Genomic DNA, 12,202 nt, shown 5'->3' on the forward strand with positions numbered 1-12,202 from the left:
GCATGTCCTTCAGTGATTCCCTGGCAAACCGCGTCCGCACTGTCGGGCGCGGTTTCGCCGTCACTGCTGCCGTTGGGGCAGCAGCAGGCGCAGCGGCGGCCGCCTACGGATGGTGGGAGAAGGACCAGTTCGAGGTCCGCCACGAAACCTTGCCCATCCTCCCTGCCGGTTCAGCCCCGCTCCGTGTCCTGCACCTGAGTGACATCCACTTCGTCCCGGGGCAGGACAAGAAGGCGCAGTGGCTGCAGTCTCTGGCGGATCTGAAGCCTGACCTCGTGGTCAACACGGGCGACAATCTCAGCCACGCCAAAGCCATCGATCCCCTGATCCAGGCACTGCGGCCCCTGCTGGAGTTCCCGGGCGTTTTCGTCCCGGGTTCCAACGACTACTACGCCCCGCGGATCAAGAACCCGGTGGGGTACTTCCGTGGTCCTTCCCGGATGCGAACCGACCCGATTGCCTTGGACTGGCCGAAGCTCCGCTCGGCCTTCGGCATGGGAGGCTGGATCGACCTCACCAACCGTGCCCAGTCAGTGGTGCTGAACGGGCTGCGCTTCGACTTCTCCGGAGTGGATGACCCGCACCTGAACCGCGAACGCTATGCCGGCTGGCCCCGCGGAACGGTCAACCAGGATGCCCGCCCGCATCTGAAGGTGGCCGTCATCCACGCCCCGTACCAGCGGGTGCTGGACCACTTCACGGAGGCCGCGGCGGACTTGATCCTGGCTGGCCACACGCACGGCGGCCAAATCTGCATCCCCGGTTACGGTGCTCTCGTTGCCAACTGCGATCTCCCCAACTGGCGCGCCAAGGGCCTCCACGACTGGGAAAGCGATAGCTACACGACGCCGGTGAACGTCTCCGGCGGCATCGGCACGTCACGCTTTGCACCGGTCCGCATCGCATGCCGTCCGGAAGCAGTCCTGCTGACGCTCACGCCACGCAGTTAGAGCCCCGTTCACCAGCGAGAGTCTGTGGGATCATTACGATCTCCAATAACTGGGTCAAACATTTCACCTTCATTGCGTGGTCCTGTGAAACGAATCACGCCATGGCATAGGGTAGTTGCTACGGGAAACTACCTCCGCACCATCTGAAGATCCAGCTGTTGAGAAGCGGGCATGTCCAAGCAAACGTCATTCTTCACCTCCGTCGGCCGCCTGTACCCTCACGTGCGGCCCATCCTGCCCCGACTATTCATGGGCCTGATCTGCGCCCTCTTGGCCAGCATCGTGGCGCTGACCATCCCGCAAGTCCTGCGGGTTCTTGTCAACAACTCCCTACAGCCAGGTGGTTCCACGGACGCCGTCTGGATTGCCGCCGTCGTGATTCTTGCCTTGGGTATCGCTGAAGCCGGGCTGGTGGCCTTGCGCAGGCAGTTCGTCATCAACCCGGCCACCACGGTGGAAACCCGGATGCGGGTAACCCTGTACGGCCACCTGCAACAACTCACCGTGGCGTTCCATGATCGCTGGGGTTCGGGACAACTTCTGTCGCGCGCCATGACGGACCTGAGTTTCCTGCGCCGCTGGATGGCGTTTGGCGCGATCATGCTGGTGGTCACGACGCTTACTGTGATCATCGGCGTAGGCGTCATGTTCTCCATGAGCTGGCAGTTGGCACTGATCTTCCTCGGAGCGGCCGTACCGATCATGATCAACTCGTTCCGATTCCGCCGCCGCTTCAGTTTGGTTACCCGCCTCAGCCAGGACCAAGCCGGCGACCTCGCCACCACCGTGGAGGAATCAGTCCACGGCATCCGTGTCCTGAAGGCCTTCGGGCGTAGCCGTGAAGCGCTGGAGAACTTCAACGGCCAGGCAGAAGAACTGCGCCAGACCGAGATCGCCAAGGCCAAGCAGCAGGCTGGCTTCACGCTGGTAGTTACGCTGCTGCCGGAGTTGGCGTTGGGCGTCGGCCTGGTGGTGGGCATCATGCTCGCCGCGAGCGGAGAACTCAGCATCGGCGCGTTGGTGGCGTTCTTCGCAACAGCGGCCGTGGTAGCCACTCCGGTGGAATTTTCCGGCATGCTCCTGGCCATGGCGCTGACGGCCAAGACCGCCTTGGACCGCCACTTCGAGGTGATGGATACGGAGAACACCATCACCTCGCCGGCTCAACCCGCTGTTCCGGAAAGCGTGAAGGGCGCCCTGCGCTTTGAGCACGCAGGTTTCGGGTTCGACGACGGTGGTACCCTCCTGCACGACGTCACCCTGGATATACGCCCTGGGGAAACAATGGCCCTTGTGGGCATCACGGGGAGCGGCAAGAGTGCCCTGCTCCAGCTGGTCCCCCGCCTCTATGACGTCACTGAGGGCGCCGTGACCATCGACGGGGTGGACGTTCGCGACTACGACATCGACGAACTCCGAAAGATCGTCGCCGTGGCGTTCGAGGACACCACGCTGTTCTCCAGTTCGGTCCGGGACAACGTACTGCTCGGAGCCCCCGATCCCAGCGACGCCGCCTTGGACGAGGCCCTGGATGTGGCACAGGCCCAGTTCGCCTACTCGTTGCCGGACGGCGTGGACACGTTGATCGGCGAGGAAGGGCTGAGCCTATCCGGCGGTCAACGGCAGCGCATTGCGTTGGCCCGTGCCATCGCCGCCAAACCCAAGGTTTTGGTCCTTGACGATCCCCTGTCCGCACTCGACGTGAACACTGAGGAGCGCGTGGAGGCCCGTTTGCGCGAGGTCCTGCGCGAGACCACCACCCTGATCGTCGCGCACCGCCCCTCCACCGTGGCCTTGGCGGACCGGGTTGCCCTGCTCGAAAACGGAACCATCACCGCCGTCGGGACCCATACGGAACTGCTGGCCGAGAATGATCACTACCGCTACGTCATCGCCAGCCTGGACGCCGGTCCGAAAGACCTGGACACCGAACTGGACGAGCTCGAAGAAGCTGAGGAGGCCCGCCGGTGAGTGCCGCAACGTTTGGAACCGCCAACGAGGACAACACACTCCTCACCAAAGCAGACAGCAAGGCCGTACGACGCCGGTCGCTCACCTTACTTGCCTCCCTCATCCGCCCTGTGCGCTTGCGTTTCTGGCTGACGATCGTGATGGTGGTGGTCTCGCAGCTCACCCGTGTTGCGGGACCGGCGTTGATCGCGTTCGGGATCGACAACGCCCTTCCTGCACTGCAAGCGGGCAACAACGGGCCCTTGGTACTGGCCGGTTCCCTCTACTTGGCGGCTGCGATTGCCACGGCCGGGATGACGGCGCTGTACGTGACCTCCACTGCCCGGCTGAGCCAGGCCATGCTGTTGGATCTGCGCCTTCGGGTCTTCCGGCACACCCAGCGATTGAGCCTTGAGTTCCACGAGAAATACACCTCGGGCCGCATCATTGCCCGGCAGACCTCGGACCTCGAAGCGCTGCGCGAACTCTTGGATTCCGGGGTGAGCTCCCTCGCGTCCGGCATGTTGTTCATGGTGTTCACCGCGTTCACGATCTTTGCACTCGACTGGCGCAGCGGTTTGATAGTCCTCGCGGCCGGCGTTCCCATGTTCTTCCTCGCCCGTTGGTACCAGAAGCACTCGCAGATCGCGTTCCGTGAGTCTCGCGTGGTATCTGCCCGGCTGATCGTCCACTTCGTGGAAACGATGACCGGGATCCGTGCCGTGAAAGCCTTCCGCAAGGAGCGCGAGAATGCCTCCCGATACGGCGAGCTGGCTGAGGACTACCGCAAGAACACCGTCCGCTCCATCAACTTGAACGGCATCTTCCAGCCTGGTTTGGTGCTGATCGGCAACGTTTGTGTAGCTGTGGTCCTGCTGTTTGGCGGCTTCCGCGTTCTAAGTGGAGACCTGGCCGTTGGCGTCCTGCTGGCACTGATTCTGTCCACCAAACGCTTCTTCCAGCCCGTGGACCAGATGGCTATGTTCTACAACTCCTTCCAGAGTGCACAGGCTGCCTTGGAAAAGGTGTCCGGGCTCCTCGAAGAAGTGCCCACCGTCCGTCCACCAAAGAACCCGGTACCGCTCAAGAGCTCACGCGGCGAGATCGACTTCAAGGGTGTGGAGTTCGGCTACAGTGACGGCAAGGTTGTAGTCCCAAAGCTCGACCTTCACATCCCGGCTGGCCAGACAGTTGCCCTGGTGGGTCAGACGGGTGCGGGAAAGTCGACGTTGGCTAAGCTCGTGGCACGCTTCTACGACGTCACGTCAGGCGCCATCACCCTGGATGGCGTTGATCTCCGTGACCTGTCCACCACAGACCTCCGCCGTGCGGTGGTGATGGTGACGCAGGAGGCCTTCCTCTTCAGCGGCTCCGTGGCAGAGAATATTGCCTTGGGTAGGCCCGAGGCTTCCCGTTCAGAAATCGAGGCAGCTGCTGCAGCGGTGGGTGCTCACGAGTTCATCATGAGCCTCCCGGAGGGATACGACACGGACGTCAACAAGCGGGGTGGTCGGGTGTCATCCGGTCAACGCCAGCTCATCGGCTTTGCCCGGGCGTTCCTGGCTGCACCGGCCGTGCTGATACTGGATGAGGCAACGTCCTCCCTGGACATTCCTTCTGAGCGTATGGTCCAGCAAGGATTGTCCAATCTGTTGGAGGGAGTAGCCGGTGGCCAGGGAGCCCGGACGGCAATCATCATCGCCCACCGCCTCTCAACGGTGGAGACTGCTGACCGGGTTCTGGTGGTCCACGACGGACGCATTGTGGAGGACGGGACGCCGGCCGAGTTGATTAGCGGTGGCGGACTGTTTGCCCAGCTGCACGGGGCTTGGCGCGACTCCTTGGTCTAGCCTTTCGGTGGGTCCAGGCAGTGACGAGGGGCACCTACTGCTCGATTTCGCATCACGGGACGTTTCGGCTATTCTTGAACAGTTGCTTTCGCAGCGGATCGGGATGTAGCGCAGCTTGGTAGCGCGCTTCGTTCGGGACGAAGAGGTCGCAGGTTCAAATCCTGTCATCCCGACCAAACACGAAAATGGCGTCGAGAAATCGGCGCCATTTTTTGTTTCCCCATTCCCCCAACCAAGACGCGCACCACCCGCATAAGGGCAAAAAGAAACCCCCCGAAGCATCGCTCGTCACGCTCCAGGGGTTTCTTTACTACACTTGTTTTACATAGGGTCAGGCCAGTTGCCAATGGACATCGTGGTAACTGTCGTTTCGGTCTTGTCCTTCTTGGGAGTTGTGGTGGTGGACCGCATCGGGTCCGGCCAGTTACCAATGGCGCTTACTGTGCTGGTATCTGCTGCAGGAGCAGCGGAGACAACCCCGGGAGCCGCAACCGCGAACGTCAGTGCGCCCGCCACGGCCACTGAAGCGATGATTTTCTTGAACATGATGTTGTACCCCAATGCGAGTCGGATTCGTTACGGAAATTGCACGGTCCCTGTTGACATACATTGTAAAATGTTTTCCACAGAGACTGTCAAGGTTTTGGTCAAAAGACACCTGTAGGAGGGCCCGTGGGAAACGGATTCGGCGAGAAGCTACGTGCCGAACGGCTCGAACGTGGGTTGACGCAGGCAGAGCTGGGCAAAAACCTGTATTCCCCGAGCTATATTTCGCTGCTCGAGACAGGACGGCGTGAGCCGACGGCCGAAGTCATCGAGGAGCTGGCCCGCAGGCTTGAACTTGCACCGAAGGCCTTGGAAGCTTGGAGCCAGCCGGTTTCCGTGAGTGATGCCGAGTATGTCCTCGCCGGTCTTTACGCCCGGCAGGCCTGGGACCTCCGGGACTACCAGCTCGCCGCCAGCCACGCTGCCACAGCCGCGCAGATTGCCCTCGAGGCCAAGAACAACAGCGCCTGGTGGAACATGACCTATATGCAGGCCGAGTGCGTGATGAAGCAAGGCCAGTTGAAGGAATGCCAGCAAATCGTTGAGCACCTCCTGGAACACCCCATGGCCACCGAATCCGCTGGCCTTGGAGTCCGCGCCTGGCAGATGCTTGCCGCGGTGTGTCACGGACAAGGCCAGCTGGCCACCGCCGTCGAGCATGCCAAGCAAGCCGTAAAGCTCAGCGAGCAGCTGCCCAAGGGATCCACGCTCATCATCGGTGCGCACCGCGCGCTGATTGGTGCCCTGGCCGAGAGCGGCAAGCTGGACGAAGCTTGGCAGTACTGCCTGGCCATGATCGAGCACATGGACGAGCACTCCATGTCGCAATTGGCCGGCGAAGTCGCTTGGGTGGTTGGCAACGTCGCCTTCATGCGCCACGACTATGTAGAGGGCATCAAGCACCACGAGCGTGCAGCCAAACTCCTCTCCCCCGCCAACGACATTGAGCTGTGGGCCCGTTTCAACAAGGCATCCGCAGCCGTTCGGTTGTCCTCGGGGATTGTGGAACCGGAAACGTTGTCCGCCATTGAGCGTGCAGAACTCGCACTGTCCATTGTGGGCGGAAACAAGACAGACCAGCTCGAAGTCGCCTTCATCCGCGCCCGCTGGCTGTACCTGACCGGGGACATCCCTGCCGCCGTCGAGAAGCTCCGCGAAATCTACGCAGACCGCAAGGTATTGGCCAGGCACACGGCCGGTGAAGTTTCGCTGCTGCTGGGCAAGTCCTTGAAAGCCGCAGGGGAAGCTGCTGAAGCGCTCCAGTTCCTGGAAGAGGCGCAGCACGACTTCAGTGCGGCAGGAGCGTCGGACCGGGTTCAGCAGGCCATGGACGCAGTGCTGGAGATCCGCCTCGCCGAGCGCCGTGCCGCGAAAGAACACTCGGAAGCCTGATTTACCCAAGTAAGTCGCAGTTCAGGCCGTTGTGAGAGCTCAGAACGGCCTGAACTGCGACTCAGCTGGGTGCTTCTAGGCGAAGGTGCGCCCCGTGAGCTTCTCGAAAGCCTCCACATAGCGGGCACGGGTGCGCTCCACAACATCGGCAGGCAGTGCCGGCGGCGGAGTGTCGGAGGACTTGTCCCAGCCGGACTCGGCGGAAGTCAGCCAGTCACGGACATACTGCTTGTCGTACGAAGGCTGCGACTGTCCCGGCGCGTAGGTGGACGCATCCCAGAACCGTGAAGAGTCCGGGGTAAGGACTTCGTCGCCCAGGGTGATGATGCCGGTTGCCGCGTCGATGCCGAACTCCACCTTGGTGTCGGCCAGGATGATGCCGCGTTCGCGGGCGATCTCCTCAGCGCGGGTGTAGATCTTCAGCGTGAGTTCGCTGAGGCGGGCAGCGATGTCATCGCCCACCATGGCCACTACATCGTCATACGTGATGTTGACGTCGTGCTCGCCAACTTCGGCCTTGGCAGAGGGAGTGAAGAGCGCCTTTTCCAAGCGTGAACCGTCAACCAGGCCCTCGGGCAGCGGAATGCTGCAGACCGTGCGGGATTCCTTGTACTCAGCCAGGCCGGAGCCGGTGAGGTAACCGCGCGCGATGCACTCCACAGGGAACATGTCCAGCTTCTTGCAGATCATGGCGCGGCCCTCGACCGCGGCAGGAACGCCCCCCTCAACCGTGGACGCCAGCACGTGGTGCTCAACATCCAACTGATCGAACCACCACAAGCTCAGCTGCGTCAGGACGCGGCCCTTGTCCGGGATTTCGCTGCTCAGCACGTGATCGTAGGCGCTGATGCGGTCGCTGGCGACAACCAGCACGCATTCCTGGCCGATCCTTTCAGTGATTGCTTCATCTGCCGGGACGTAGAGATCGCGGACCTTGCCGGAGTAGACGTGCGTCCAGCCCGGAAGTTCCAGCGTTTCGGTTTCGAAGCCGCCCGTAGGGATGCCTTCAGTCATGCTCAGGCCTGCACTTTCGGGATGGTTCCTGTAGCCGTGTACGGAACGCGGATTTCGCCGCGGGCGGCTTTGCCTCCGATGTCCGTACGGAACTGTGAGCCTTCAAGCTGAACCAGTTCAACGCCGTCGTACGCCTTTTCACGGGCCTCAACCAGATCTGAACCGAGTGCGACAACAGCAAGGACACGGCCGCCGGCCGAGACCACTTTGCCCTCTTCATCCAGCGTGGTGCCGGCGTGGACTACGTGGACACCGTCCAGTTCGTCCACCTTCTTCAGGCCACGGATGCGATCGCCTGTGCGAGGTGCATCCGGGTAGTTTTCGGCAGCAACGACGACGGCGACTGCCGTGTCCTTGGACCAGCGCAGCTCTTCTGCCGTGTCCAGTTCGCCCTTGGCAGCTGCCAGCAGCAGCGCGCCGAGAGGGGTCTTGAGCCGTGCGAGGACGGCCTGCGTTTCGGGGTCGCCGAAGCGTACGTTGAACTCGATGACGCGCATGCCTCGGGAAGTCAGGGCCAGGCCGCAGTACAGCACACCAACGAAAGGGGTGCCACGGCGGGCCATCTCGTCCACGGTTGGCTGGGCAACGCGGTCGATGACTTCCTGAACCAGGCCCTGGGGAGCCCATTCAAGCGGCGTGTACGCGCCCATGCCGCCGGTGTTGGGACCTTCGTCGTTATCGAAGATGCGCTTGAAATCCTGCGCCGGGGACAAGGGGACGGTGGTGCGGCCGTCGCAGAGGACGAACAGGGAAACTTCGGGGCCATCAAGGAATTCCTCGATGACCACCGTTCCACCGGCGTCGAAGCACGCCTGTGCATGTGCCAAGGCCTCGGCGCGGTCCTTGGTGACCACCACGCCCTTACCGGCGGCCAGGCCGTCGTCCTTGACTACATACGGGGCACCAAAGGTGTCCAAGGCGTCAGCAGCTTCGTCAGCGTTGGTGGCAACGCGTGCCATAGCAGTGGGAACGTTGGCTTCAGCCATGATCTGCTTGGCGAACGCCTTCGAAGCCTCCAGCTGGGCTGCTTCCTTGCTGGGACCGAACACCGGGATACCGGCTTCGCGGACGGCGTCGGACACACCGGCAGCCAAAGGCGCCTCGGGTCCTACGACAACCAGGTCCACGCCCAGCTTGGTGGCGAGGGCGGACACGGCTTCCGGGTTGTTCCCGTCAATCGCATGGGTGGGAACGAGTTTGCTGATGCCCGCGTTGCCCGGGGCCGCGTGGACCTCGGAAACGTTGGGATCTTCAAGCAGAGAGCGGACAATGGCGTGTTCGCGGCCGCCTGGGCCAATGACGAGTACCTTCACAGTCCTCAAGGGTACTTTGTGAAGGGCGCGGGGCCTAAGCTGTGTCATTCACCGGACCTGTGGATACGGCCCACCGTGTACGGCTCACGTGCAGGGGATCACGCGCGCGGGCGCGCGTATGACCGGGGAACCACCCTGCAGCGCCCCTAGACTTGCTTCATGCCCATAAGTTCGCATGAAACGTTCAACGTTGAGTCCGCGGTGGAACTGGCAGTGATCGAACGAAGTGGCTTTATTGAGTCCCGGCACATCGGCGCGGCCGTGGTTCTTGCCGGTGATGGCTCGGTGGTCACCCGTCTTGGTGACATCGACGCTCCCGTCCTCGCCCGCTCCACCCTCAAACCCTTCCAGGCCCTGGCTTCAATGCAATCCGGTGTGCCCCTGCGTGGCGCGCAAGTTGCTGTCGCTTGTGGCAGCCACACTGGTTCCCTGGATCATATGGATGTTGTTGAAGGGATGCTCAAAGCAGCGGGTGTTAAAGAAGAAAACCTCCAGTGCCCCACCGCCTGGCCCCAGGACGAAACGGCCCGCAACTGGCTGGTCCGCTCCGAACGAGGACAATCCAAGCTGGCCTTCAACTGCTCCGGCAAACACGCAGCATTCCTGTGGGCTTGCACCGAAAACGGCTGGGACCTGCGCAGCTACCTCGAACCCAACCACCCATTGCAGCAGCGCGTTCGCTCCGTGATTGAGGAATACAGTGGCGAAACCATCTCCCACTTGGGCATCGACGGCTGTGGCGCACCTGTTGCCGCCATCTCGCTGACCGGCCTGGCCCGTGCCTACTCCCGCTTGGCCAAATCCCCGGGCGATAAGTCGTCCAACGCACGTGCCGCCACCATCGCCACGTCCATGCTGGACTACCCCTGGGCCGTCCAAGGCAAGGGTGAGTCCAACACGATCGTCATGGAGGAACTGGATGTCCTGGCCAAGATCGGGGCCGAGGGTGTCCTGGTCCTGGCGACTCCCACAGGCGCCACGGTGGCCGTGAAGATGCTGGACGGGAACCTTCGCGCTACGTCCTTGGTAGGACTGACGCTCCTGGCCGTGAGCGGTGCCGTGGACATCCCTGCAGTTTCCAGCGTTCTGGAGCGCGTGGTGGAGCCCGTGCTCGGCGGCGGCCACGAAGTGGGCAAGATCCGGTTGGGTCACGCTGTCTCCGCCCTGCTGGACTAGTACTTCTGAGGAGAAGAACAGATGGCTGTTGCACGACGCCGGGTCAATTTAGAGGAAGGCCGGGCCGCCCTGGCAGCCTGGCAGGCCGCCGTCGAGCCTTCCGGGAGTTCAGGTGAGCCGGGAGGCGTAGCCGGGACACCGCCGTCGCGCTCTTTAATTGCGACGGCGGTCCGCTACTCCCTGGAGGAAGTCACCGCCCGCGCCCCCGGCAACTCCGTGGAAGTCCGCGTGCCGCCGTTCGGTGTGACGCAGTGCGTGGAGGGGCCCCGCCACACACGCGGCACTCCCCCGAACGTGATCGAGTGCGACGCCGTCACCTGGCTTTCGCTGGTGACGGGCAGGATTTCGTGGGCGGACGCTGTTTCAGAACACAGGCTGACTGCGTCCGGTTTACGTGCCGACCTCTCGGAGCTGCTGCCCCTTTAGCGGGTTCTTACACAGCTGAGGCCCCTCAAGAATCGTCTTGAGGGGCCTCATGCTCTGGGCTGTATTAGTCCGGGCAGACCGGGGTGGTTGGTTGGCCCCGTTTGCTCATTTCGAACTGCGGGATGTCCTCCGCAGCGGGGCCGCCACGGAACTTGGGCGAAGGCTCCTGGCCGCCGCTGATGCGTTCGAGTTCCTGCTCCTCGAAGACTTCTTCCTTGCCGAGCATGATGGCGGAATCGTGGTTGGTGATCTCGCCGTTGAAGGCGCGGAGCATGACGCTGCGGTCAAACTGGCCTTCCCATTTGGCCACCACGAACGTTGCCACGCAGTTGCCCAGCAGGTTCACCACAACGCGCATGGAGTCCATGAGGCGGTCGGCTCCGAGGAGAAGCGCGACGCCGGCGACCGGGAAGATGCCCAGCGCGGCTGCCGTGGCGGAGAGTGCCAGGAAGGACGAACCCGGTACGCCGGCCATGCCCTTGGAGGTAAGGAGCAGGACGCCCAACGCCGCCAGCTGCTGGCCAAGGTCAAGGTTGTGGCCGAAGGCCTGCGCCAGGAACAGCAGCGAAATGGACAAGTAGATTGCGGCGCCGTCAAGGTTGAAAGAGTAGCCCGTGGGAACCACAAGGCCGGTAGTGGCACGGGAGCAGCCGGCGTTGGTCAGCTTGGTCATGATGCGCGGCATCACTGCTTCAGTGGAGGCGGTGCCGAGTGCCAGCAGGAATTCTTCACGGGTGTACTTCAGGAACGCCCACAGCGGAACCCGGGCGAAGCCCCAGGCAACCAGGAACAGCAGGCCGATGAAGATGATCGCTGCTCCGTAGCAGGCCGCAATCAAGAGGGCGTAAGTGCTGAGCGTGCCAAGTCCGTACTGGCCGATGATGAAGGCCATGGCACCGAACGCACCGATGGGAGCCACTTTCATGATCCAGGACATGATCTTGAAGATCAGTTCCAGGACCGTTTCCATGAGGCTGATGACCGGAAGGCAACGTTCGCGGCCGATGACCACGATGGCTGCACCGAAGAAGACGGAGAAGAACAACACCTGAAGCAGGCTGTTGTTGGCAAAAGCACCGATCACGCTGACGGGAATGACATCCAGGATGAACGCTGCAGCGTCCTTGGGAGGCGCGTTGCCGGTCTTGGCGTTGAGCGCGTCCTGGGAAAGCGTAGCGGGGTCGATATTAAGGCCAGCACCAGGCTGAACGATATTTCCGACGATGAGCCCGAAGACGAGGGCGAAGAGAGTGGCGCCGGTAAAGTACAGGAGCGCCTTGACCCCGACCCTCCCGACCGCCTTGACGTCGCCCACTGCCGAGATGCCTGTGACGATCACGAGGAAAATCAGCGGGGCGATGATCATCTTGATGAGTTGAATGAATCCATCGCCCAGTGGCCGGAGGGCGGACCCAATTGTCGGCCAAAAATGACCGATGAGTACACCTGCGACGACGGCGATCAGGATTTGAAAAAAGAGCGACTGGTACAGCCGCTTTTTCTTCTGCGGGGCCGAACTCGCCTTCAGCGCCGCGGAGTCTGGGATCTTCATTGATCTGAACCAATCATTTGGGAACGGCCCCAC

General features: G+C 62.3%; 10 protein-coding genes and 1 tRNA gene. 7 read left to right on the forward strand and 4 right to left on the reverse strand.

Annotated features, from left to right (window positions below):
* Positions 1-2 precede the first annotated feature (2 nt).
* From ACIQTW_RS07060 to ACIQTW_RS07075, 4 genes are all read left to right on the forward strand, one after another.
* Positions 3-950 carry a metallophosphoesterase gene (locus tag ACIQTW_RS07060; RefSeq protein WP_402935315.1) on the forward strand — a complete coding sequence of 316 codons (948 nt, stop codon included), beginning with the start codon at positions 3-5 and terminating at the stop codon, positions 948-950.
* Between the two features lie 171 nt (positions 951-1,121).
* Positions 1,122-2,921: an ABC transporter ATP-binding protein gene (locus tag ACIQTW_RS07065; protein WP_402935318.1), complete on the forward strand. Its 1,800-nt coding sequence runs from the start codon at positions 1,122-1,124 to the stop codon at positions 2,919-2,921.
* Positions 2,918-4,750: an ABC transporter ATP-binding protein gene (locus ACIQTW_RS07070; protein ID WP_402935321.1), complete on the forward strand. Its 1,833-nt coding sequence runs from the start codon at positions 2,918-2,920 to the stop codon at positions 4,748-4,750. Before ACIQTW_RS07065 ends, ACIQTW_RS07070 begins: the two co-directional genes overlap by 4 nt.
* A gap of 99 nt (positions 4,751-4,849) precedes the next feature.
* Positions 4,850-4,926: transfer RNA gene (locus tag ACIQTW_RS07075), tRNA-Pro, on the forward strand.
* A 145-nt stretch (positions 4,927-5,071) separates the two neighbouring features.
* On the opposite strand, the gene ACIQTW_RS07080 is transcribed toward ACIQTW_RS07075, so the two are convergent.
* Entirely contained in the window at positions 5,072-5,296 is a 225-nt protein-coding gene (locus tag ACIQTW_RS07080) for a hypothetical protein (protein ID WP_179017078.1), read from the reverse strand.
* Positions 5,297-5,422: 126 nt separating this feature from the next.
* Between ACIQTW_RS07080 and ACIQTW_RS07085 the strand changes: the two genes are divergently transcribed.
* On the forward strand, positions 5,423-6,688 hold the full coding sequence (locus ACIQTW_RS07085; protein ID WP_011776003.1) for a helix-turn-helix transcriptional regulator: 1,266 nt from the start codon (positions 5,423-5,425) through the stop codon (positions 6,686-6,688).
* Between the two features lie 75 nt (positions 6,689-6,763).
* Here the strand turns inward: ACIQTW_RS07085 and ACIQTW_RS07090 are convergent, their stop codons facing one another.
* The gene (locus ACIQTW_RS07090; protein WP_402935326.1) at positions 6,764-7,702 is read right to left on the reverse strand and encodes a phosphoribosylaminoimidazolesuccinocarboxamide synthase; all 939 of its coding nucleotides are present in this window, start codon (positions 7,700-7,702) and stop codon (positions 6,764-6,766) included.
* A gap of 2 nt (positions 7,703-7,704) precedes the next feature.
* On the reverse strand, positions 7,705-9,063 hold the full coding sequence (gene purD / locus ACIQTW_RS07095) for a phosphoribosylamine--glycine ligase (RefSeq protein WP_402935328.1): 1,359 nt from the start codon (positions 9,061-9,063) through the stop codon (positions 7,705-7,707).
* 111 nt (positions 9,064-9,174) lie between these two features.
* Here purD and ACIQTW_RS07100 point away from each other — a divergent pair, with 111 nt between their 5' ends.
* Complete coding sequence (locus tag ACIQTW_RS07100; protein WP_402935331.1) at positions 9,175-10,191, forward strand: asparaginase; 1,017 nt, start codon at positions 9,175-9,177, stop codon at positions 10,189-10,191.
* Positions 10,192-10,212: 21 nt separating this feature from the next.
* On the forward strand, positions 10,213-10,617 hold the full coding sequence (locus ACIQTW_RS07105; RefSeq protein ID WP_402935334.1) for a sterol carrier family protein: 405 nt from the start codon (positions 10,213-10,215) through the stop codon (positions 10,615-10,617).
* Positions 10,618-10,681: 64 nt separating this feature from the next.
* Here the strand turns inward: ACIQTW_RS07105 and ACIQTW_RS07110 are convergent, their stop codons facing one another.
* The gene (locus ACIQTW_RS07110; protein WP_402935337.1) at positions 10,682-12,169 is read right to left on the reverse strand and encodes a cation:dicarboxylate symporter family transporter; all 1,488 of its coding nucleotides are present in this window, start codon (positions 12,167-12,169) and stop codon (positions 10,682-10,684) included.
* Positions 12,170-12,202 lie beyond the last annotated feature (33 nt).

It is taken from the genome of Paenarthrobacter sp. NPDC090517 (assembly GCF_044769165.1).
Lineage (GTDB): Bacteria > Actinomycetota > Actinomycetes > Actinomycetales > Micrococcaceae > Arthrobacter.